Below are 22,784 nucleotides of genomic sequence, written 5' to 3'. Positions count from 1 at the left end.
GAGAGCTTGGAACAGGACATCCCTTCAGCTCTGCCGGGCGAGCTCCGGCACGGGTTCCTCGACCGGACGGTAGCCGAGACGGCCGCGGGTCGCGATGAGCAGCAGGATCGCCGCCGTGGTGGCCGCGAGCAGGGTGACGTGGCTCGCCTGCTCGGCGGTGTCGATCGACGGGAACATCTCCCCGTACGGGAGCGACATGAAGTTGTTGACGCTCACGTGCAGCAGCATGACCAGCGGCAGGCTCTGACCGGTCCGGTTGAACATCCAGGTGACGACCACGCTGAAGGCGCAGCAGAAGGCGACGAACTCGCCGACTCTCATCATGGTGACGTCCGGCCACCCACCCCACTCGCTCAGGAACAGCGGCAGATGCCAGACGCCCCACAGCAGGCCGAGGACGGCGGTGGCGCCCAGCGGGCCGAACCTGCGCTGCATGCGGGGCAGGGCGAAGTCACGCCAGCCGGGTTCCTCGGCGAGACCGGTGGTGACCATCTGGATCAGCAGGCTGGGCACGTAGGCGACCAGCACCGCGACGGGCGGCACGTGGATGTCCTCGCCGGAGAGCGCGAGAGAGGCGGCGACGATGGCGGCGGGGACGCCGAGGACGGCCATGAGATACCAGACCCAGCCGACCCGCCACTTGGTCATCCTCCGCAGCCACCGGCGGACGCCTTCCTTGCCGTCCGCGACCCTGGTCACGATGTACGCGGCGAAGATGGGGCCGAGATAGGCGCCGGGCAGCACCCCGGCGATCTGCGTGCTGCCGAGTAACCGGGGGAAGGTGAAGTCCCAGGCCGCCAGGCCGGTCGCCGAGAGGATGTAGGGCACCCAGGCGACCCAGCTCATCAGGTTGGCCAGGACGAAGAAGCTGATCAGTGGATGGTTGCGGATGAAGCCCCGAAGCCCGCTCCGACTCGTGTACCGCTCGGCCTCCGGCCGGCTGTCGACTGCCATTTCACTCTCTCCTGTGGGAGTGCTCGACTGACAGTGATCAGCACACCAGCCGCGGGCCCTCCCGGTCGCTCCCGCGTACACCCCAATGGAGGTACAGCCAGGGGTACCAAGGAGAGAACGACCAGTTCAGAGCGTCGGCCGGGAGGCGGCGTGAGGGCCGCGGCCCTCACGCCGGACAACAACGTTCAGATGAGCACGTGCGGCTCGGGGTTGCCGGCGAAGCAGAACTGGGCGTTGCGGGTCAGCTTGTAGTCCGCGGCCTGCCAGGTGTGGGCGGTGGCGTCGGAGCCGCGCATGTAGATGAAGTTGTAGCGGTCGGCCGAGTAGATCCGTACGCCCTCTTCCTTGCAGCGCCGTACGAGCCGGGTGTCCTCGCCCGCGTTGACCGGCTCGAACGGGAACGCGCGCAGCAGGTCGGTCCTGGCCAGGATCGTCGCCCCCTGGATCAGGTGGGCGTAGCGGTGCTCCAGCCCGGGCAGGCGGAAGATCGTGACGTTCTGGTCGGGGAAGTAGGTGTAGTGGGCGCCCTTGCCGACCATCTCGGCGTCGGCGTAGTCGAAGGAACGGACCAGGTCGGACAGGTAGTGCTCGCCGTAGATGTTGTCGTCGTCCATCTTCGAGATCAGCTCGCCGTCGGCGTGGGCGATGCCGTGGTTGAGCACCTCGCCGAGCGTCCAGGACGGGTCGGCGGTGAGCACCTTCACGGCCGGGATGCCCGCCGCGAGCGCCTTGTCGCGCACGACCGCCGGGTCCTCCGACAGGCCGTGCATGACCAGTACAAGCTCCAGGTCGCGGTGCCGCTGGCGGGCCACCTGGGTGATCGCGTGTTCGAGCTGGCCGGCCCGGTTGGTCGGCAGCACGACGGAGATCGACCGCGAGCGCGACACGACCGGCAGGCCGAGGTCGGTGAGGATCTGGTCGACCCGGTGGGAGAACAGGTGCTTGTCGAACACCTCGCGCATCGCCAGGTGTCCCTGCCGGGACCGCAGCTCCGGGCTGTTGATGAAGTAGATCGCCCGGTTGTACGCCTCCTCCTGCGAGTGCGCGACCGGGATCAGCGGGCCGAACGTCTCCTCGATGGCCCGCGACCAGCCCGACAGCACGGTGGTCGAGCAGGCCGACAGCTCGAAGACACGCCGGGCGCACATGGTCGGCGAGTCGATCACCGAGTTCACGTTCAGGAAGACCTTGTACATCTTGTACGCGGCCAGCATCTGCTCGTACGGCAGTTCGCCGGCGATGTGGGGGCGGTACTCCTCCGGCCAGGCGTACTTGTCGGCGACCGTGCCGTTCCTGGCGAAGATGTGCAGGCCGAGCGGGCGTACCGGCGCGAGGATGGTCTCCATCTGCTCGCGCCGCTCGGGGTGCTTGTCGCGGAAGTACATGCCGGCGAAGACGACGTCGTACGGCCGGCCCTGCTTGGTCTGGATCGGGTTGTGGATCCGCGGCTGCGCGGCGAACTGCAGCACGCCGACACGGTCATGACCCAGCGTCTCGCGATATTTCGGGATCATGTCGCCGTCGCACGTGTACACGTGGTCGAACAGCTTGGCCGTCTCGATGAAGAAGTCGAAGTTGGGCGGGTCCTCCTTGTTCCAGAAGACCGTGGGGATGCCCTCCTCCCGGCACCAGGCGATCAGGTCGCGCAACTCCTGCTTGGGCGCGTTGGTCCCGGTCATCTGGTAACGCCAGCGGCCCTGGTTGCCGTGCCAGGCCGACTCGCAGAACAGCATCTCCGGACGCCGCTCCGCGAAGATCTCCCGCCAGTCCTGCAGGCCGAACTCGATCTGGTCCCACTCGTACCTGAACGCCATGCGGGAGAAGTCGTCGAGGATCACCGCGACGCGCATGTCGGGCCGTACGACAGGGCCGTCGGGCCACTGGAGGGTCGGGATCTTGACCTCGGGACCCCGCGCCTCGGCCGCGGCGGCGACCTCGATCGCGGACGGCGGCGCCTTCGGCGCCTTCCTGCCGTCCTTCATCGCCTTGCTGAGGTCGCGCGGCAGCCGGACGATCTTCTTGGGCTTGGCCGCGTTCGTCAGCACCTGCGCGACCCGGTACGGCTTCTGGGTCTGGGTGGCCTGGAGCCGCCAGAGCGCGTAGTCGGCGCGGGCCTCCTGGTAGGCGAGCCGGTTCTCCAGGTCGCGGATGCGCGCCTCGTACTGTTCGACGTGCTTGCGCTCCTCGGGCAGCCAGTTCACCGGCCCCAGCCGCTGGAAACGCGGCTCTTCAGGAGTCTCGTCGGTCTCAGCCATGCTTCCCCCCTCGAAGGAAGAGTCATCGTACGGCTGTCGCCGCCGCCTTTATGCCGAAATAGGGGATTTAGCGCGCCCCTCCGGATCGCTCGCCGGGCGCTAGCGCGCCCGGCCTGTGCTTCCCGCTCACCGTCGGGGCGCTCACACCCGCCGTCTTCCCTCGTCGCTCGTTCCTCGCTCCTCAGTCCAGACCGGCGGCGCGCCCCTCCGGATCGCTCGCCGGGCGCTAGCGCGCCCGGCCCTTGGCGGCCGGGGAGAGGTTGTCACCGCGGAGCCAGGCGTCGATGACGCGGGCGATCCTCGGCCCGGCGGCGCCGTCCCAGAGCGGCGGCAGTTCCCCGCTGGGGGTGGCGGCGCCGTCCGCGAGCGCCTTCGACGCGGCGGCGGGCAGCGACGCCGGGGTCACGAGCCGGTTCGTCCCGTGGGTCACGGTGATCGGCCGCTCGGTGTTGGGCCGTACGGTCAGGCACGGGACGCCCAGCATGGTCGTCTCCTCCTGCACGCCGCCGGAGTCGGTCACCACCAGGGCGGCGCCCCGGACCAGGGACAGGAAGTCCACATAACCCAGCGGGTCCACGATCCGCAGTCCGTCGCGATCGACCAGGCCGGCCTCCGCGAGGCGCTGCCGGCCGCGGGGGTGCAGCGGCACGATCACCGGCACCTGCTCGGCCACCCCGAGCACCGCGTCGACCAGTTCGCGGGCGGCCTCGGGGTCGTCCACGTTCGCCGGGCGGTGCAGCGTCGCCACCGCGTACCGCCCGGAGATGCCGAGGCGCTCCTGTACGGGCGCGGGGTCGAGCGAGGGCAGCGCGGCGAACAGGCTGTCGATCATCGGGTTGCCGACGAGGTGCACCTTAGCCGGGTCCACGCCCTCGTTGGCGAGGTGCGCCAGCGCGTCCGGCGAGGTGGCGAAGAGCAGGTCCGACAGCGCGTCGGTGACGATCCGGTTGACCTCCTCCGGCATCCCCCGGTCGAAGGAGCGCAGGCCCGCCTCGACGTGCGCGGTCGGCACGCCCAGCTTGGCGCAGACCAGGATCGCCGCGAGCGTGGAGTTCACGTCGCCGTAGACGACCACGAGCGCCGGACGGTGCTCCAGGACGACGTCCTCAAGCCCGGTGAGGAGTGCCGCCGTCTGCCGCGCGTGGGTGCCGCTGCCGACGCCGAGGTTCGCGATCGGCTCGGGCAGCCCGAGGTCGGCGAAGAACACGTCCGACATCAGCGCGTCGTAGTGCTGACCCGTGTGGATGATGCCCTGCCGGACGCCGAGCGCGGCCAGTCCTTTGACGACGGGCGCCGCCTTGACGAAGTTGGGCCGGGCGCCCAAAACGTGCAGGACGAGGGGCTGGTCTCTCATCTACCTCGCCTTTCACCTAACCCTGAGACAAACGTTGCCTATGGTACGGTCGCGCCGTGGAAACCGAGGCCAACAAGCCCGTAAAGGTCGTGTCCGCCGCGTCCGCGAAGGCCGGTCTCGGCGGCTTCCTCCGGGGGTTCGCGCGGAACCCGATCCTCGTCTCCCGCATCGTCGCCAGCAAGGCCAAGTCTGACCCGATGCGGATCGCCCAGGCGGCCGCCGACGCGATGCCGGCCGGGGTGCGCCCGTTCGTCGGCCGCGTCGCCTGGCCCGCCGCCCGCTTCGTCAAGGTCCGTACGCGCAAGATCCTGCAGCGGGCGGCGAAGGGCCCGCTGAAGGAGGCGAAGGCGCACTTCGACGCCGGGCGGATGTCCGAGTCGGTCCGGGTGCTCCAGGCGCAGGCCCGATGGCCGTTCGTCCGCCGCAGGATCGCCTACTACGAGGGCGAGCTCGCGGCGCTGGGCCCGGACCCGATCCCGCCGAAGCCCAAGGTCATCATGGGCGAGCGGGTGCCCGGCCGGGTGCTGCACATGGTCACCAACGCGCTGCCGTACACGCAGGCGGGATACACGGTCCGCACCCACCGCATCGTCACCGCGCAGCGGGCGGCCGGGCTCGACCCGCACGTGGTGACGAGCTGGGGCTGGCCGATGCTCCAGGGGCACACCGACGCCGAGCCGTACGAGGAGATCGACGGGGTCCCCTACTACCGGCTGCTGCCCAAGGACGACGTGCCGTTCGAGACGCAGGGCCGGATGATCCGCGGCGCCGCGGACGTGTCGGAGCTGGTCCGCACGCTCCGCCCGCAGGTCCTGCACGCGGCCACCGACCACCGCAACGGCTCCGTCGCGCTCGCCGTCCGCGAGCGGACGAACACCCCCTTCGTGTACGAGGTGCGCGGCTTCCTGGAGGAGACCTGGGTCTCCCGGGACCCGGCCCGGGTCGGCAGCGAGCGGCACGTCCTCCAGCGGGAGCGGGAGGCGCGCATCATGCGCGAGGCCGACGCGGTCGTCACGCTCGCCGAGACCATGGCCACCGAGATCATGGAGCGCGGCGTCCCCCGGGAGCGCATCTTCCTCGCGCCCAACGCGGTGGACGACTCCCTGCTGACCGCCGACTACGACGGCGAGGCGTTCCGCGAGAGCTACGGCGTGGGCCGCGGCGAGATCGTCGTGGGCTCGGTGTCGAGCATCGTGGGCTACGAGGGCTTCGCCACCCTGCTGGACGCCGCCGCGCTGCTGCGTGACGCCGGGACGCCGGTGCGGGTGCTGCTCGTCGGCGACGGCGCGGAGCGGCCCGCGCTGCTCGAACAGGTCGAGCGGCTCGGCCTCAGGGACGCGATCCTGCCCGGCCGGGTCGGCCCGGACGAGGCGCTGCAGGCCCAGGCCGCCATCGACATCTTCGTCTGCCCACGCGAGGACCTGCGCGTCTGCCGCCTGGTCACGCCGCTGAAGCCGGTCGAGGCGATGGCGCTGGGCAAGCCGGTCGTGCTCAGCGACCTGCCCGCGCTGTCGGAGCTCGTCGGCGGCGAGGGCGCCGGTCTGCTGGTGCCGCCAGGAGACCCGGCCGCGCTCGCCAAGGGGCTGGCCGCGCTGCGCGACGATCCGGAGCGCCGCCGGGTCATGGGCGAGGCCGGGAAGGCCGAGGTCGCCGCGCACCGGACCTGGAGCAGCCTGGCCCGGACCTACCGGGGGATCTACCAGTCGCTGACCGAAACCCAGTAAAACGCACGAAGTCCGATGTGTTGCATCAGGCGTGCCTGGTGCCGAGTTGAGATAACCTTTGCCACCATGAAGTGTTGTTTCCGCCCTCAGGCCGTATCGTGACTGCCTTCGATCTCACGATCATCGGGCTTGGATACGTGGGCATGCCGCTGGCCAAGGAGGCCACGGCGGCCGGTCTGCGGGTGGCTGGTCTGGACGTCGACCCCCGCAAGGTGGACGCGCTCAACGCCGGCCGCTCCTACATCGACGACCTGACGGACGCCGACCTCGACGCGATGCTCGCGGCGGGTTTCACCGCCACGCTGGACGCGTCGGTGCTGTCGCGGTCGAGCACGATCGTCATCTGCGTCCCGACGCCGCTGGACGAGGACCACCGTCCCGACCTGTCGGCCGTCGAGGGCGCCACCCGGGCCGTGGCCGAGCGCCTTCAGGCGGGCACGCTCGTCGTGCTGGAGTCCACCACGTGGCCCGGTACCACCGACGAGCTCGTACGGCCGATCCTGGAGGAGTCGGGGCTCACCGCGGGCGACGACTTCCACCTGGCGTTCTCGCCGGAGCGGATCGACCCGGGCAACCCGAAGTTCGGCCTGCGCAACACCCCCAAGGTCGTCGGCGGCTACACCGCGGCCTGCAAGGAGCGGGCGGTCGCCTTCTACGCCCGGTTCGTCGAGCGGGTCGTGCCGGTCAGCGGCACCCGCGAGGCGGAGATGGCCAAGCTTCTGGAGAACACCTACCGGCACGTCAACATCGCCCTCGTCAACGAGATGGCGATCTTCTGCGACGAGCTCGGGGTGAACCTCTGGGAGTCCATCGAGGCGGCCTCCACCAAGCCCTTCGGCTACCAGAAGTTCCTGCCCGGCCCCGGCGTCGGCGGGCACTGCATCCCCGTCGACCCCTCGTACCTGTCGTACACGGTGCGGAAGCTCGGCTATCCCTTCCGCTTCGTCGAGCTCGCTCAGGAGATCAACGAGCGGATGCCGTCGTACGTGGTGGCCCGGGTGCAGCGGCTGCTCAACCGGGCCCGCAAGCCGGTGAACGGCTCGCGCGTGCTGCTCCTCGGCGTGACGTACAAACCGGATATCGCCGACGAGCGGGAGACGCCCGCGATCCCGGTGGCCGAGGCGCTGCTGGAGCTGGGCGCGGAGCTGTCGTTCTGCGACCCGTACGTGAAGGAATGGTCGGTCGAGGGCAGGGCGATCCCCCGCGAGGAGGACCTGTCGTCGGCCGTGGCCGCCGCGGACGTGGTGGTCCTGTTGCAGCAGCACGCGGCGTTCGACCTGGACGTGGTGGAGGACCAGGCCCTTCTCGTCCTGGACACTCGTGGCGTGCTCGCCACGAGTGAACGCGTCGAGCGGCTGTAGGAAGGGTCCGCGCCGTGCACGTGCTCGTCATGACGGTGGTGCATCACCCCGAGGACGCCCGGATCCTGCACCGGCAGATCCGGGCACTCGTCGATGCCGGTCATGAGGTCACGTACGCCGCGCCGTACACCGCGCGGGGAGTCGTGCCGCGCTCGTGGGTGACCGGAGTCGACCTGCCGAGGGCCGCCGAGCGGCGCCGCCTGTCGGCGGTGCGGGCGGCCCGCAAGCTCTTCAAGAGCATGCGCGGGAAGGTCGACCTGGCGCTCATCCACGACCCCGAGCTGCTGTTCGCCGTCGCCGGGGTGCGCAAGAGCCCGCCGGTGGTCTGGGACGTCCACGAGGACACCCCCGCGACGCTGTCGCTCAAGCCGTGGCTGCCGGCGTTCCTGCGCCCGCCGACGCGGTTCCTCGCCCGGCTCCTGGAGGGCACCGCCGAGCGCCGGATGCACCTGCTGCTGGCCGAGGCGGCGTACGCGGGCCGGTTCAGGCAGCGGCACCTGGTGGTGCCGAACGAGACCTGGGTGCCCGACAGCGTCAGCCCGCCCGGCGACGACCGGGTGGTCTACCTGGGCTGGCTGTCGGAGGCCCGCGGCGTGCAGGAGGCCGTCGAGGTGGCCCGCCTGCTCCAGCCGCACCGGGTGGCCGTGGAGCTGATCGGCTACGCCGACCCGCAGAGCAGGCCGCTGCTCAACGAGGCGGTCGCGCAGGGCGTGCTGGAGTGGCGCGACTTCATGCCGAACGACGAGGCGCTCAAGCGGCTCGACGGCGCGCTCGCCGGGCTGTCGCTGCTGCACGACGAGCCCAACTACCGCCACTCCATGCCCACGAAGATCGTGGAGTACATGGCCCACGGCATCCCGGTCATCACCACCCCCTCGCCCCGGGCCGTCGAGCTCGTGGAGCGTTACCAGTGCGGCATGGTGGTCCCGTGGCGGGACCCGCAGGCGGTGGCGCGCGCGGTGCTCCAGCTCAGGGACAACCCGTTCGAACGGCGCGGCACCGGCGGGCGCGGCTACGCCGCCGCACGGGCGCATCACCACTGGCCCAACTCGGCGCGTCGTTTCGTCGACCAGCTGGAAGCGTGGGCCGGCGTCAAGAGCTGAAGCCCCGGTGAACACTTCGGCGTGACAAGTTCGACGAACGACGGGCGGGTAGTGTCCTGAAAGTGCGCTGGCTCACCTTCATCCTGGGTGTGGCGATCCTCGCGGGTGTCGCGTCCGTCGTGATCGTCCTGCGGGACGGGAGCTCCGATCCGGGCGCCGCCGGCGCCGGGCGGACCCTCTCCGCGGCGACCGAGAGCCCCAGCCCGTCCCCCGCGCACAGCGAGTTCACCGACCCCTGTGGCACGTTCGACACCGCCGCGGCCACGCCGTACGCCGTGCGGGGGTACTGGCTCATCCCGACCTCGGACCCGTGCACCTGGCGGCGTCAGCTCCAGGCCATCCACCGCCTCGGCGGGGACACCGTCGTGCGTCTCGGCTTCGGCCTGTCGCCGCGCCAGACCGACGACGACGGGCAGGTGCTCCAGCCGGTGGACGACAAGGATCGGGAGAAGACCCCGCCGCCCGACAAGCGGTACGCCGTCTGTGTGGAGAGCGGGCTCAGCTGCATGAAGGCGGCGGAGCAGGAGCTCCGGGCCGCCAACCCCGGCAACCGCATCAGCTGGACGTACGTCTACCGCACCGACGAGCAGTTCGGGCCCGGCATCTTCCGCTGCCCGCAGGTGGAACGGAAGATCGTCGTGAACGGCGACGTCTTCTACCGGCTCATCGCCCCCGAGGACGGCTCGGACGACCCCACCTGCGACTTCACCACCAAGGGGCGGGCCTACCACCTGATCCTCGTCTCGGCGGGCGAGCAGGACAGTCTCAGCGAACTGCTCGACCTCGGCGACCGGTTCGGCATCAGGGTCTTCCCCGCGCTGCCCCTCGCGCCGCGCGACCCGGCCGAGTCCACCCGCGCCGACCCCCGGCACATCGGCACGCTCACCACGCTGACCCGGCGGATCCTGCAGGACTACGGCAACCGCTTCGGCGACCGTCAGTCGCTGGGCGGCGTCTACCAGCCGTTCGAGCTGCAGCTCAGGGACTGGCCCGACCCGGGCAAGGTCCAGACGCTCCAGGTGTACGCCGAGCAGCACCGGATCGTCGAGCAGGAGCTGCCCGGCAAGCCCATCCTGGTCAGCCCGTACATCGACAGCCGCAGGCGGCTGAAGTACACCTCCACGCCGGCGCAGGTCGCCGCGGGCTTCAAGGCCCTCGCCCGGACCGGGGTGGAGATCATCGCTCCGCAGGACGGCCGGGGCACGGGCAAGGTCGGCCTGTTCTGGCCCAACTGGAAGAACAAGCCGGTGGACGACCGCCTCAAGCCGGTCGTCGGCGAGAGCACCTACGCCACGGCCTACTACGGCGGCACCCGCGACTACTACCGCGAGATGTCCAAGGCGCGGGCGGAGCTGGCCGAGGAGGGCGTGGAGGTGGAGCTGTGGGCCAACGTCGAGGCCTTCGAGCCGTCCTCCACCGAGAACTGCGGCCGCCAGGGCACCCGGGGCAGGACCGACAAGCCCCGGCTCGACACCCAGGTCACGCTGGCCGGGCCGTACGTCTCGAAGATCATCTCGTACATGTGGAGCGACTTCTTCACCTGCGGCTCGCCGTCGCTGTCGGAGGAGATCGCGGAGGACTGGGACCGGCCGATCCCGGTGGAGGCGCAGCGGCGCGAACGGCAGATCCAGGACGGCCTGGAGATCCGCGGCTACCACCTCGGCGACGTGAAGGTCACGCTGAGCTGGCCGGGGCTGGACACCCCCAGGGTCGTCGACTCGGCGACGGTCGGCTGGCACGACGGCACGCCGATCCCGGGGCTTCCCGCGGGCACCGAGCAGATCTGGATCCCGGTGGACTGGGCGACGGTGCCCGGCGGCGTGTGGGTGCGGGTGGAGGTCACCTCCGCCGACGGCCGTAAGTCGGCGGAGCCCGTCTACTACCACAACACCGGCTGAGACACCGGGCAACCGGTCGCGTACTGATAGCGTTCGCTCATGATCCCGCGCATCCCGGTCAGCGTGGATCTCGTCGTGCTCACCGTCAGGTCCCAGCAGCTGAGCGCCCTCGTCTGGCGGCGCGACCGGCCGCCGTACGAGGGCAGGTGGGCGCTCTCCGGCGGCTTCATCAAGCTGGAGGAGGACCTGCCGGCCGCCGCGGCCCGGGTGCTCGCCGAGCGGGCGGGCCTGCCCGGCGCTCCCGTCCATCTGGAGCAGTTGCAGACCTACGGCTACCCGGACCGCGACCCCCGTCAGCGGGTGGTCAGCGTCGCCTACCTCGGCCTCGCCCCCGACCTGCCCGCGTCCACCGAGGCCCACATGAGCTGGCAGCCGGTGGCGGAGCTGACGGAGATGGCCTTCGACCATCGCAGGATCATGCTCGACGGCGTGGAGCGGGCGCGGAGCAAGCTGGAGTACACCTCGCTCGGCGCCGCCTTCTGCCCGCCGGAGTTCACCGTCGCGGAGCTGCGCCGCGTGTACGAGATCGTCTGGGGCCGCCCGCTCGACCCCCGCAACTTCCACCGGAAGGTCACCAAGACCGAGGGCTTCCTGGTGCCCACCGGACACACGACGACCCGGGACGGCGGCCGGCCCGCCATGCTGCACCGTCGCGGCCCCGCCGTGCTGCTGCATCCCCCGATGCTCCGCGCCGGCGCCGCCGCCCCCCAATAGCCGCGCAGTAGCCGCACAGTAGCCGCGCGGTGGCTGCCACGACCTGATCGTCCGCCTCACAGGGATCTTTCAGGATATATTCCGGCCTATGCTCGCTGCGGCCCCACGCGTCGCCCCCGACGCGCCGACCATCCTCCGCGGACCGTCGCGGCTGCGCGTCCTCGACCTCCTGCGGTTCTGCGCGGCTCTCGGCGTCGTCCTGTTCCACTTCGGCGAGACCCGCGCGTGGGGCACCCCGAACGCCTTCCCCGCCCTGAGCGCGGTGACCATGTTCGGCGTGTACGGCGTGCGGTTGTTCTTCCTCATCAGCGGGTTCGTGATCCTGATGAGCGCGTGGGGCCGTACGTCCGGGCACTTCGCGGCGTCGCGGATCGCCCGGCTCTACCCGGCGTACTGGGCGAGCGTGCTCGTCCTCGGCGCGCTGGCCGTCGCCGGGCTCGTCACGGACCACCGGCCGACGTTCGCCGAGTTGCTGGCCAACCTGACCATGCTGCAGCACGGTCTGCGGGTGCGGGACCTGGAGATCGTCTACTGGACGCTCTGGCAGGAGCTCGTCTTCTACGTGCTCGTCGCGTGCTTCGCCGCGGTCGGCATCACCTACCGCCGCTGCCTGGCGTTCCTCGGCGGCTGGGTCTTCCTGCTCGTCATCGCCGAGCGGGTGGACGCCGACCTCCTCCAGGCGGTGCTGCTGCCGTTCAGCGCGCCGTACTTCATCGCGGGCATGGCGTTGTTCCTGATCCACCGCTTCGGCGGGTCGATGTTCCCCTGGCTGTTCGTCGGGGCGGGGTGGGCGCTCGCGACCGTGTCGGTGCTGGGGGAGAAGCTCCCGGCGGTCGACCGGTTCGGCCCGGCGCTGGGGTCCGCGCTCGTCGTCGGCGTGATCTCGCTGATCTTCCTGGTGATGGTCGCGGTCGCCGTCGGCGCGCTCGACCGGCTCGACTGGCGGTGGCTGACCGCGCTCGGCGCGCTGACCTACCCCCTGTACCTCTTCCACCACCACGTGGGGTTCCTGCTCATCCAGGCGTTGCACGGGCCGCTCGGCAACCGGCTCGCCCTGCCCGTCGTGACCGCCGCCGTGCTCGCCGTCGCGTACGCCGTGCACCGGCTGGTGGAGCGGCCCCTGCAGCCCCGCCTGCGGGCGGCCCTGGAGCGGTCGCTCACGGCGGACGCCGCGGCCGCGGTTCCCGTCCCGCCGATGCAGACGCCGGTGCAGGCACCGGTGCAGACGCCGGCGTCGCTCGCGGAGGCGCCGACCGCCTACTTGCCGCGGGGCGGGTAGATCTCGCCCCCGCGCAGCGTCCGGCCCTGCAGCAGGGTCGTCAGGGTGACGAACTTGTAGTGCTGCTTCTCCAGCTTGCTCAGCACGCCCGGCATCGCCTTGACCGTCTCCGGGACGATGTCGTGCAGCAGGATGACGCCGTTGCGCTTGGCGAGCTTCAGCGTCCGGGCGGCGATCACCTTCGTGTTCCTGGCCTGCCAGTCGAGCGTGGACCCCGTCCAGAGGATCTGGGGCAGGCCGAGTTGCGCCGTGAGCCCGGAGATGCGGGCGTTCGTCGCACCGTTCGGCGGGCGCATGATCTCCGGCTTCCTGCCGATCGTCTCGTAGATGACGTCCGAGGTGCTGGTGAGCTCGCTGAGCACCTCCTCGTCGGGCAGTTTGGTCAGGTCGGGGTGGTTCCAGGTGTGGTTGCCGATCTCGTGCCCTTCCCGCACGATCCGCTGCGTGAGCTCGGGGCGGTTGGCCACCTTCCGGCCGAGCAGGAAGAACGTGGCCTTGGCCTTGTGCTTCTTCAGCGTGTCGAGCAGCGCCGGCGTGTAGGGCCACGGACCGTCGTCGAAGGTGAGCGCGATGCACTTGTACCGGGCGCAGTACGGCTTCGCCGCCTTCACCGTCCGCACCGCCGCCACCGTTTTCACCGCCACCGTTTTCACCGCCACCGGGGCCGAGGCGGCCGAGGTGGGGACGGCGCAGACACCCGCCACGCAGACACCGGCCAACGAGATTCTGACTTTGCGCCACATGTCGCGGGATCTTAGTGAATATCGGCAGAGAGGGTAATCAGACCTTCGTCAGAGCGGCGGGACGGCGTCCTTGGCCCGCTGGAGGGCGAGCTCGGGCCACCACTGGCCGCCGTACGGCGTGACCATGCCGTACACCGGGTCGGCGGAGCCGCTTTCGCCACGGGTGCACCGGGCGTCGGAGACCCCGGCCGGTCGCACCCACAGGTACGCGTCCACGAGCGCGCTGCCGGTGTCGGTGGTCGGCCGCGCCCCGGCGCCGCGTCCCGGGGGGTTGCACCACTCCTGGGGGTCCTTGTATCTGCCCTCCGGCGGAGTCCACGCGCCCCTGCCGTTCCTGCTCGTGTCGACGACGAAGTGCGGCAGCCCGCCCGTGTCCCCGCTCGTGTCCCCGCCCGTCCCGGCGTCGGCGCACGTGCCGCTCCCCGACGACTTGATCTTGACGCAGGCGGCGAGGCGGGTGCCGTACGCGACGAGCGAGCCGGTCTCCTGGTAGCCGGCGGCGTTGAGGTAGAAGCCGTCGGCCCGGGCGATGCCCGCCTCGACCAGCCGCGTCGCCATGACCTCGGGTGACGGCCAGCCCTCCAGGCTGCCGTCGAGGTAGACGGCGGTGTTCGGCAGCGCGCCGAGCCGTTCGACCGCCGAGGAGAGCATCCGCAGCCTGGCCCGCTGGTCGGCGGCGTTCCCGAGCGAGCACTCCGGCGAGCCCGGCAGCTCCGTGAGGCTGTTGGGCTCCAGCACGAACACCGCCCTGCGGTCGCCGACGGCCGAGGCGACGGCGTCGATCCAGGCGAGGTACTGCGCCGAGCCGGCCGCGCCGCCCTCGTTGCACGCGTGCAGCGGGAGGTCGTCGGTGACGAAGACCGGCACGGCGTCCTGCCGCGCGGCGGCCCTGAGCGCGGCGCTCGCCGTACGGCCCGCCTGGGCGGCGCTCGGCCCGGTCAGCCACACGGCCCTCGGCATCGCGGCCAGCTTCCGCATCGTCTCGGCGTCCTCGCCGCGCCCCGCGGCCGCCCAGGCATCCGCCTGGCGCGCCTCGTCGCCCGCCGGGTCGGCGTAGAGCCGTACGTCCGGTTCGCGCAGCGGGTTGCCCGAGCCCGCGCCGCGAGCCGTCGTGCCCGTAGGGGCGGGGGTGGTGTACCCGGCGGGGCTCCCGGACGCCGCCAGGGGCTTCCGCGGCGTCCCGGACGACGGCTTCTCCGACGACGTGAACTGGACGGCGACGAAGATCCCCGCCGAGACCAGGACGGCGGCCACGACGGCCGCGATCCCGAGCCTGACGCCGCCGGTGAGGCCGGGCCGGGACGGCCGGCCGGCCGCGTCCCCGGCGACCGTCGGCGCCCCGGTGACCGTCGCCGCCGGTGCGGCCGGCTCGGCTGCCGCGACCGGAGCGGCCGCTGCGATCAGCTCGACCGGCTCGTGGCCGGTCAGCATCTCGACGAGGCGCTGCGCCGTGGGGCGCCGGGCCGGCTCCTTCGCCAGCGCCAGGTCGACGATCGACCGCAGCCGGGGTTCGAGCCCCGAGATCTGCGGAGACTCGTGGAGCACCCGGTAGAGGATGCTCGGGATCGACCCGCCGCTGAACGGCGCCTGCCCGGAGGCGGTGTACGCCACCAGGGCGCCCCAGCCGAAGATGTCGGAGGCCGGGGTCAGCCGGTCGCCCTTCGCCTGCTCGGGCGACATGAAGGACGGCGTCCCGGCGACGATGCCGCTCAGGTCCGCGGTGTTGTCGGTGACCTGGGCGATGCCGAAGTCGATGACCTTGGGGCCGACCGGCGACAGCAGCACGTTCGACGGCTTGAGGTCGCGGTGGATCACCCCCGCGCTGTGGATCGCCTGCAGGGCCACGGCCACGTTCACCGCGACCGCCTCCAGGCTCGATCCCGACAGCGGCCCGCGGTCCCGTACGACCTCCTGGAGGGTGGGGCCGGGGACGTACTCGGTGGCGAGGTAGGCGACGTCGCCGTCCAGCCCGGCGCCGATGACGGCGGCGGTGCAGAAGCGGGCGACCCGCTGCGCGGCGGCGACCTCCCGCTGGAACCGGCGCCGGAAACCGGGGTCGGCCGCCCACTGCGGGTGGATCACCTTGACGGCGGCCTCCCGGCCCTCGTCGTCCCGGCCGAGATACACCGTGCCCATGCCGCCCTGACCGAGCCGCCCGAGAATGTGGAACGGCCCGATGCGCCGGGGATCGTCGTATCGCGGTCCGCCGCTCTCAGCGCCGTTCGTCATGCTTTTCCCCGATCGCCGGTTCAGGCGCGATCCTAACTAATATCGGCGTCCGAAAGCGGCGTACAGCGGGCGTCAAGCGCATTGAAAGCGGCCTGCGACAAAGTGAGCGCAACAACAGAGGAAAGGAACCCCGCAATGGCGCTCACCCGCTCCCTGGCCGGCATCACGCTGGCGGCCGGCATCTTCGCTCTCGCCCCGCTCGCCACCGCCACCGCCGCCGAGGCCGCCACCACCCAGGCCGCCTTCAAGCCCTGGGGCCCGTACTTCGCGGTGGGCTCGAAGGCCAAGGTGAGCGGTTCGCTGACGGCCGCGGCCAAGGACGACCCCAGCGTGCCCGCGCCGTGGGTCAAGGTCTCCGGCAGCGTCGTCGACCGGACCCGCTCCTCGTCCTCCTGCGGCTGGGCGCTCTTCCGCGTCAGCTGGTTCGACTCCTCCAACACGCCGCACCTGGCCTACCGCAACTACCGCACCTGCTCGTACAACGTGAAGAAGAAGTTCGCCTTCACGATGAAGAACGTCGGGGAGGTCGAGCTCAAGGTCTGCTCCGAGGGCAAGGCCGCCAAGCCGTCGCTCAACTGCCAGTACGCCGGTACCTGGAAGACGCTGTACGCCTACTACAAGTAGAGCCTCCCCGGGTCATCTTCTAAGGTGACGGTATGCCGCGATTCCGCTCGATCCTCGACAGCATGCCGCCCTACAAGCCCGGCAAGGCGGTGGTCTCCCCGGAGGGCCGGTCGTACAAGCTGTCCTCCAACGAGAGCCCGTACGGGCCGCTGCCGTCGGTGGTCGAGGCGGTCGCGCGGGCGGCCACCGAGGTCCACCGCTATCCCGACCCCGGCGCCGTCCGGCTCACCGAGGCGCTCGCCGAGCGGTACGCCGTGCCCGCCGGGCACGTCGCGCTCGGCGCCGGTTCGGTGGCGGTGGCGCAGCAGATCCTGGCGGCGGTGGGCGAGCCCGGTGCGGACGTCCTCTACGCCTGGCGCTCCTTCGAGGCCTACCCGCTGCTCGCGGACCTCTCGGGCGCCCGCTCCATCCGGGTGCCGCTGCGCGACGAGACGCACGACCTCGACGCGATGGCCGACGCCCTCACGCCGGAGACCCGCCTGGTCTTCGTGTGCAACCCCAACAACCCGACCGGCACCGTGAACCGGACCGAAGAGCTCAGGCGGTTCCTCGGCCGGGTGCCCGGCGACGTCACGGTCGTCCTCGACGAGGCGTACCGGGAGTACGTGCGGGACGCCGACGTGCCGGACGGCCTCACGCTCTACCGCGAGCACCCGAACGTCGCGGTCCTGCGCACGTTCTCCAAGGCGTACGGCCTGGCGGGGCTGCGGGTCGGCTACCTGATCGGGCACGAGCCGGTGGCCGCGGCCGTCCGTAAGACGCTGCTGCCCTTCGCGGTCAACCACCTCGCGCAGGCCGCCGCCATCGCGTCCCTCGACGCGGAGGACGAGCTGCTGGAGCGGGTCGAGACCGTCATCAAGGAGCGCACGCGCGTGCGGGAGGCCCTGCTGTCGCAGGGCTGGACGGTCCCGCCCACCGAGGCCAACTTCGTGTGGCTGCGCCTCGGCGAGCGCACGACGGAGTTCGCCGCGGAGTGCGCGGCCGTGGGCGTCGCCGTGCGCCCGTTCGACGGCGAGGGGGCCAGGGTGTCCATCGGCGACCCCGAGGCCAACGACGTCTTCCTGTCCGTGGCCCAGGCCTTCGTCTGAGCGGTCCTCCCATCGAAGGGAGAGTGTGGACGGCGGCCGCGCTGCCGGGGCTCGCCGGCCCCACGCCGTCTGCCCGGCGCCGAGCGCCGTCCACACCTGTCGTTCACGACCGCCCGGTCACCGGCTGAGCTTCTCCACGATCAGCCGGTAGAGCTGGCGCGGCCGGCCCGGCTGCGGAGTGCGGTTCGGCGGAAGCGGCCACGCGAGTCCCTCGTCAACCAGCGTGCGCAGCAACCGCCGAGCCGTACGCGGGGTGACCCCGAGCATGCGCCCGGCCCCCTCCGCGTCCACGACCGTGTCTCCGCCTTCCAGCTTGGCCGCCAGGCGCGCCAGCACCTCGACGCCCTTGGGCTTGATCGGCCCGCCCGGCTGGGGAGGCATCCGGGGCGGCGGCACCAGGGCCCGGCCCTCCCGGTCCACCGCGAAGCCCTGGGGCTGTTTGCCGCCCTGGGTGCGGGCGAGCGCGCCCCGCGCGTGCGTCTCGGCCTCGTGTGTCGTGCGGCCCATCCCCACGCCCACCTCGACGGCGAGCCCCAGCTCCTCGCGGATCCTGGCGGCGAAGGGCAGCACCCGGAACCCGTCGGTGGCGGCCGCGATCGAGCCCTTGGTCGCCACGACCAGGTAGCTGTGGTCGTCGATCGGCCACACGCTCGCGTTGATCCGGTTGGCCTCCTGCACGAGCAGGCGGTGCAGCGACAGCCGGAGCTCGTCCCGCCAGTAGCGCGGGGCGGCCCGCCGTACCGGCTCGCGCAGCGTCGGCACCTCCACCAGCACGACCGTGAGCTGCGACTCCTCCAGCCGGTGCCGGGCGCCGAGCAGCGCCGCCGTGTGCAGTGCCGTCCGCACGGCCGCGGACGTCGGTCGGATCGGCACGACCGGCACCCCGGCCGAGGTCAGCCGGTCGGCCACTCCCTGGACGCACGTCAGCGCGCCCGTGGTGGCCCCCTGGCGGAACAACCGCTCGTGGAAGGCCGTGACCGTGCCGATCGGGCCCGGCTCGTCGCGGCTGTGCACCTCCCCTGAGGGAAGGTTGAGGTCCGCGTACGCCTCGTCGATGTCCGGCCGCCCGAGCACGTCCACGCTCACCCGGCGGGGATCCGTCCGCTCGTCCAGCGAGGCCCGCGCGATCGCCGCCACCAGTGCCGCTCCGCCGAGCTGCACGTGTGTCGCGGGCATCGTCAGCACTCCGGCCCGCCGGGCGAGCTCGAAGGGCACCGGGCTCGCGAACAGGCAGGCGTCCACACCCGGCCCGAGCCGGGTCACCTTGTCCGCGGCCTCCTGCTCGTCCCTGTACGCGGCGGCGACCAGCCGACAGGGCACCGGGGCCGCCGAGTGCCCCATGAGCATCACGCGTTCGACCAAATCATGTGACCCCACCACGCCGATGGTGAGGTCGGGTGTCACCGTCCCCAGACGTGACCCGCGCGGAGTGTCTTCCGTGCGCTCGACCAATGTTCGTCCCATCCCACGTCGCCCTCGTTGTTGTGGCTTCTCTTTGGAACGATCGCTGGTTAAGGCCGTAATGTCACGCCCAGATTTTCCGGAATACCATTCTGGGTGGTCGAGCCGCATCCGTAATATCCCGGATACCCCCTGGTCAGGGCGTTAGTAAAGGTTTTCGGACTCAGCGGCCGTCCGAAGTGGAAATTTCACGCACCACATCAGCGCCAAGCGCCTGCATGCGCTGCGCCAGCGCACCGTGGCCGCGGTCGATGAGATAACCCGACCCGATCGACGTCTCTCCCTCGGCGGCGAGACCGGCGAGCACGAGCGCGATTCCGGACCTGAGGTCGTGGGCCGTCACGTCGGCGCCGTGCAGCGGCGTCGGGCCGTGCACCACCGCGCGGCTCCCCTCCACCTCGACGTTCGCGCCCATCTTGTTGAGTTCGCCCGCGAGCGCGAAGCGGCCGTCGAAGATGCGCTCGTGGATGTAGCTGGAGCCCTCCGCGAGGCAGGCCACCGTCATCAGGGGAGACTGCAGGTCGGTCGCGAAGCCGGGGTAGGTGTCGGTGATCACGTTGATCGGGCGCAGCGGCCGGTCGCGGCGCACCTGCAGGACCGCGCCGTGCTCCTCGAACTCGACGCCCATCTGCTCCAGCTTCCAGCGGACCACGCCGAGGTGCTCCAGCGAGGCGCCGACCAGGCTCACGTCGCCGCCGGTGATCGCCGCGGCCATGGCGAACACGCCCGCGTCGAGCCGGTCCGGCATCACCGTGTGCTCGACCGCGGTCAGTTCGTCGACGCCCTCGACCGTGATGAAGCCGGTCCCGCCGCCGCGGATGCGCGCCCCCATCCGGCTCAGCATCGTGATGACGTCGAGCACCTCGGGTTCGAGCGCCGCGTTCTCGATCACGGTGGTGCCCCGGGCGAGCGAGGCGGCCATGATCAGGTTCTCGGTGCCGGTGTGCGAGGGGGTGTCGAGATAGAGCGGGGCGCCGAGCAGGCCGCCCGCCTTGATGTGGATGACGGCCTCGCCCTCGTCCACCATCGCGCCGAGGCGCTTGTAGCCGAGGTAGTGGAAGTCGAGGTTGCGGCTGCCGAGGTTGCAGCCGCCGATGCCCTCGATGATCGCCTCGCCGAGGCGGTGGAGCAGGGCCGGGACGAACAGCACCGATCCCCGGAACCGGCGGGCGATCTCGGCGGGCAGGACCGGGCTGGTCAGCCGGGAGGCGTCGATGACGAGCGTCCGCTCGGTCTCGTGGAACTCCACCTTCGCCCCGATGGCCTCGGCGAGCTCGACCGCCCGGCGCACGTCCTCGATGACGGGCACGTTGCGGAGCACCGTACGGCCTTCGGCCGCGAGCAGCGCCGCCCCGATCATGGGCAGTACGGCGTTCTTCGCGCCCTGGATGAAGGCGGTTCCACGCAGTACGTTGCCACCGCGCACGCGGTAACTGACCATGAATTCGACTCCTATGTTGGGGGAAAAGTGGGGGGACTCGCGTCGGCCGGCAGCCACGTCGTCGGCGAATGCGTCGGCCTAGAGTAGCCGCTGTCCCGGGCGTTTCGGGGAGGAACTACCCCCAGAACAGATGGGGGAACAGGTCACACGAGATGACTTGTGTGACGTTTGTGACTCAGGCGCGGAAGCGCTCTCCGGTGAGGCGCTCGTACGCCTCCACGTAACGGTCGCGCGTGCGCTCGACGATCTCGTCCGGCAGCCGCGGAGGAGCCTCGCCGGAGGCCCTGTCCCAGCCCGACGCGGGCGACAGCAGCCAGTTCCGGACGAACTGCTTGTCGAACGACGGCTGGGAGCGGCCCGGCTCCCACTGGTCCAGCGGCCAGAAGCGCGACGAGTCGGGGGTCAGCACCTCGTCGCCCAGGGTCAGCACGCCGTCGGAGTCCCAGCCCAGCTCGATCTTGGTGTCGGCCAGGATGATGCCGCGGTCCAGGGCGATCTCCGCCCCCCGGCGGTAGACGCCGAGGGTGATGTCACGCAGCCGCTCGGCCACGTCCGCGCCCACCTCGGCCACGACCTGCTCGAACGTCATCGGCTCGTCGTGCTCGCCCATCGGGGCCTTCGTCGACGGCGTGAAGATCGGCTCGGGCAGCCGCGACCCGTCGGTGAGCCCCTCCGGGAGCCGCACGCCGGAGACGACGCCCTCCCCGCGGTAGTCGGTCAGCCCGGAGCCCGTGAGGTAGCCGCGGGCCACGCACTCCACCGGCACCATCCGCAGCTTCCGGCACAGCACCCCGCGCCCGGCGAACTCCGCGGGCACGTCGGCCGGGACGACGTGGTTGGGCACGACGTCCTCGAGCTGCTCGAACCACCACAGCGACAGCCGGGTGAGGATCTCCCCCTTGTCGGGGATGCCGGGTTCGAGGACGTAGTCGAAGGCCGAGATGCGATCGGACGCGACCATCAGCAGCAACCCCTCGGGGGTTTCGTAAAGGTCGCGTACCTTGCCGGAGTGGAGGTGCTTCACCCCGCCATTCTCCCAGCTCCTCACCCCGTGTCGCGTCAGGAGGAGGGGTCGCGTCAGGAGGAGGCGGCGGTCAGGGCGATGTCGGAGCGGTGGTGGGAGCCGCGCAGGGTGATCTGCTCCAGCGCCTCGTAGGCCCGCGTCCTCGCCTCGGCCAGGTCGGCGCCGGTCCCTACCACGTTGAGCACCCGCCCGCCGTTCGACACCAGCCGGTTCTCCGGGTCGAGGGCCGTCCCGGCGTGCAGCACGTACGCCTCGTCGGTCGCCGCGGGAAGCCCCGCGACGGGGTCGCCCTTCGCCGGGTCGGCCGGGTAGTTCTCGGCGGCGAGGACCACGGTCACGGCGGCGCCGTCGCGCCAGCGCAGCGGCGGATGGTCCGCGAGGGTTCCGTTCGCGCACGCGAGCAGCAGCCCGCCCAGCGGGGTCTCCAGCCGGTCGAGCACGACCTGGGTCTCCGGGTCGCCGAACCGCGCGTTGAACTCGATCACGCGGGGGCCGTCGGCGGTCAGGGCCAGCCCCGCGTACAGCACGCCCGTGTACGGCGTGCCGCGCCGGGCCATCTCGACGACCGTCGGCCGCACGATCTCCGCCATGACCCGCTCCGGCAGGCCCTCCGGGGCCCAGGGGAGCGGCGTGTACGCCCCCATGCCGCCGGTGTTGGGGCCCTTGTCGCCGTCGTAGGCCCGCTTGAAGTCCTGGGCCGGCTGCAGCGCAACCGCGCTCGTCCCGTCGCACAGGGCGAACAGCGACACCTCCGGGCCGTCGAGGAACTCCTCGATCACCACCCGGTCGCACGACCGCGCGTGCTCCAGGGCCTCCTCGCGGCTGTCGGTCACGACCACGCCCTTGCCCGCGGCCAGGCCGTCGTCCTTCACGACGTACGGAGGGCCGAAGGCGTCGAGCGCCGCCGCGGCCTCCTCCTCGGTCACGCACGTGTACGCCCGCGCGGTCGGCACGCCCGCGGCCGTCATGACGTCCTTGGCGAACGCCTTCGAACCCTCGACCGCGGCCGCCCGGGCCGACGGCCCGAAGCAGGGGATGCCCGCGGCCCTGACCGCGTCGGCCACGCCGGCGACCAGCGGCGCCTCCGGGCCGATCACGACGAGACCGGCGCCCAGGCGCTCGGCGAGGGCGGTCACCGCCGCGCCGTCGGTGGGCGTGACCTGGTGCAGGGTGGCCACCTCGGCGATGCCGGCGTTGCCGGGGGCGCAGTGGACTTCGACGACGGAGGGGTCCAGCCGCAGGGCCCGGCACAGAGCGTGCTCGCGACCCCCGGAACCGATGACAAGAACGCGCACCCGCTCATTCTCGCAGTCTTCTCCGCGTCCTCCGCCGTCCGGCCTCCGTACAGGCCGATGGGTGCCGGATACACAGGGGTGACCAGTTTGTCCGACCCCTTTTTGGCAAGAAGTGCATGATCGGAGGGTCTTGACGCCGGTACCCTGGAACAGGCGTCACGCAGCCGTGTGCTAGGTTGGATAGGCTTCGCGCTGTCTCGTAGTGATTGGAGGTGGTCTGGGATGAATTCTGGTGAT

General features: G+C 71.4%; 17 protein-coding genes. 8 read left to right on the top strand and 9 right to left on the bottom strand.

Annotated elements, in window-relative coordinates:
* Positions 1-24: 24 nt before the first annotated feature.
* The 3 genes from HHX33_RS01750 to wecB form a co-directional block, all read right to left on the bottom strand.
* Positions 25-954 carry a CPBP family intramembrane glutamic endopeptidase gene (locus HHX33_RS01750; RefSeq protein ID WP_182872997.1) on the bottom strand — a complete coding sequence of 310 codons (930 nt, stop codon included), beginning with the start codon at positions 952-954 and terminating at the stop codon, positions 25-27.
* Positions 955-1,139: 185 nt separating this feature from the next.
* Positions 1,140-3,209 (bottom strand): glycosyltransferase family protein, encoded by a 2,070-nt coding sequence (locus HHX33_RS01745; RefSeq protein ID WP_182872996.1) that lies wholly within the window; start codon positions 3,207-3,209, stop codon positions 1,140-1,142.
* A gap of 226 nt (positions 3,210-3,435) precedes the next feature.
* Positions 3,436-4,563: a non-hydrolyzing UDP-N-acetylglucosamine 2-epimerase gene (gene wecB, locus HHX33_RS01740; RefSeq protein ID WP_138459562.1), complete on the bottom strand. Its 1,128-nt coding sequence runs from the start codon at positions 4,561-4,563 to the stop codon at positions 3,436-3,438.
* Positions 4,564-4,619: 56 nt separating this feature from the next.
* On the opposite strand from wecB, the gene HHX33_RS01735 reads away from it, so the two are divergent.
* The 6 genes from HHX33_RS01735 to HHX33_RS01710 all read left to right on the top strand — a co-directional run bounded on the left by HHX33_RS01735 (position 4,620) and on the right by HHX33_RS01710 (position 12,642).
* Positions 4,620-6,287 (top strand): glycosyltransferase family 4 protein, encoded by a 1,668-nt coding sequence (locus HHX33_RS01735; protein WP_182872995.1) that lies wholly within the window; start codon positions 4,620-4,622, stop codon positions 6,285-6,287.
* Positions 6,288-6,385: 98 nt separating this feature from the next.
* Entirely contained in the window at positions 6,386-7,648 is a 1,263-nt protein-coding gene (locus HHX33_RS01730) for a nucleotide sugar dehydrogenase (RefSeq protein ID WP_111700357.1), read from the top strand.
* A 14-nt stretch (positions 7,649-7,662) separates the two neighbouring features.
* Positions 7,663-8,751 (top strand): glycosyltransferase, encoded by a 1,089-nt coding sequence (locus tag HHX33_RS01725; RefSeq protein ID WP_182872994.1) that lies wholly within the window; start codon positions 7,663-7,665, stop codon positions 8,749-8,751.
* Between the two features lie 62 nt (positions 8,752-8,813).
* On the top strand, positions 8,814-10,649 hold the full coding sequence (locus HHX33_RS01720) for a DUF4434 domain-containing protein (RefSeq protein ID WP_182872993.1): 1,836 nt from the start codon (positions 8,814-8,816) through the stop codon (positions 10,647-10,649).
* A 39-nt stretch (positions 10,650-10,688) separates the two neighbouring features.
* Positions 10,689-11,363 (top strand): NUDIX hydrolase, encoded by a 675-nt coding sequence (locus tag HHX33_RS01715; RefSeq protein WP_182872992.1) that lies wholly within the window; start codon positions 10,689-10,691, stop codon positions 11,361-11,363.
* 88 nt (positions 11,364-11,451) lie between these two features.
* Positions 11,452-12,642 (top strand): acyltransferase family protein, encoded by a 1,191-nt coding sequence (locus HHX33_RS01710; RefSeq protein WP_182872991.1) that lies wholly within the window; start codon positions 11,452-11,454, stop codon positions 12,640-12,642.
* On the opposite strand, the gene HHX33_RS01705 is transcribed toward HHX33_RS01710, so the two are convergent.
* Together HHX33_RS01705 and HHX33_RS01700 are read right to left on the bottom strand one after the other, a co-directional pair.
* Entirely contained in the window at positions 12,621-13,286 is a 666-nt protein-coding gene (locus HHX33_RS01705) for a polysaccharide deacetylase family protein (protein ID WP_182872990.1), read from the bottom strand. The two genes, HHX33_RS01710 and HHX33_RS01705, sit on opposite strands and share 22 nt — an antisense overlap.
* 147 nt (positions 13,287-13,433) lie before the next feature.
* Complete coding sequence (locus HHX33_RS01700; RefSeq protein WP_182872989.1) at positions 13,434-15,614, bottom strand: glycoside hydrolase family 6 protein; 2,181 nt, start codon at positions 15,612-15,614, stop codon at positions 13,434-13,436.
* 135 nt (positions 15,615-15,749) lie between these two features.
* Between HHX33_RS01700 and HHX33_RS01695 the strand changes: the two genes are divergently transcribed.
* Both HHX33_RS01695 and hisC read left to right on the top strand, forming a co-directional pair.
* Positions 15,750-16,238, top strand: a complete 489-nt coding sequence (locus HHX33_RS01695; protein WP_182872988.1) for a hypothetical protein — start codon at positions 15,750-15,752, stop codon at positions 16,236-16,238.
* Between the two features lie 32 nt (positions 16,239-16,270).
* Positions 16,271-17,326 carry a histidinol-phosphate transaminase gene (gene hisC / locus HHX33_RS01690; protein WP_182872987.1) on the top strand — a complete coding sequence of 352 codons (1,056 nt, stop codon included), beginning with the start codon at positions 16,271-16,273 and terminating at the stop codon, positions 17,324-17,326.
* Between the two features lie 117 nt (positions 17,327-17,443).
* Here the strand turns inward: hisC and HHX33_RS01685 are convergent, their stop codons facing one another.
* The 4 genes from HHX33_RS01685 to purD form a co-directional block, all read right to left on the bottom strand.
* Positions 17,444-18,688: a transcriptional regulator gene (locus tag HHX33_RS01685; protein WP_165900650.1), complete on the bottom strand. Its 1,245-nt coding sequence runs from the start codon at positions 18,686-18,688 to the stop codon at positions 17,444-17,446.
* A 262-nt stretch (positions 18,689-18,950) separates the two neighbouring features.
* The gene (murA, locus tag HHX33_RS01680) at positions 18,951-20,228 is read right to left on the bottom strand and encodes a UDP-N-acetylglucosamine 1-carboxyvinyltransferase (protein ID WP_182872986.1); all 1,278 of its coding nucleotides are present in this window, start codon (positions 20,226-20,228) and stop codon (positions 18,951-18,953) included.
* A gap of 175 nt (positions 20,229-20,403) precedes the next feature.
* Entirely contained in the window at positions 20,404-21,291 is an 888-nt protein-coding gene (locus HHX33_RS01675) for a phosphoribosylaminoimidazolesuccinocarboxamide synthase (RefSeq protein ID WP_220501428.1), read from the bottom strand.
* Positions 21,292-21,305: 14 nt separating this feature from the next.
* Positions 21,306-22,547 (bottom strand): phosphoribosylamine--glycine ligase, encoded by a 1,242-nt coding sequence (purD, locus tag HHX33_RS01670; protein WP_182872984.1) that lies wholly within the window; start codon positions 22,545-22,547, stop codon positions 21,306-21,308.
* Positions 22,548-22,784: the final 237 nt, after the last annotated feature.

The organism is Microbispora sp. H10670 (genome assembly GCF_014161385.1).
Taxonomy (GTDB): domain Bacteria; phylum Actinomycetota; class Actinomycetes; order Streptosporangiales; family Streptosporangiaceae; genus Microbispora; species Microbispora triticiradicis.
This window is presented reverse-complemented; position numbering and strand designations above follow the sequence as displayed.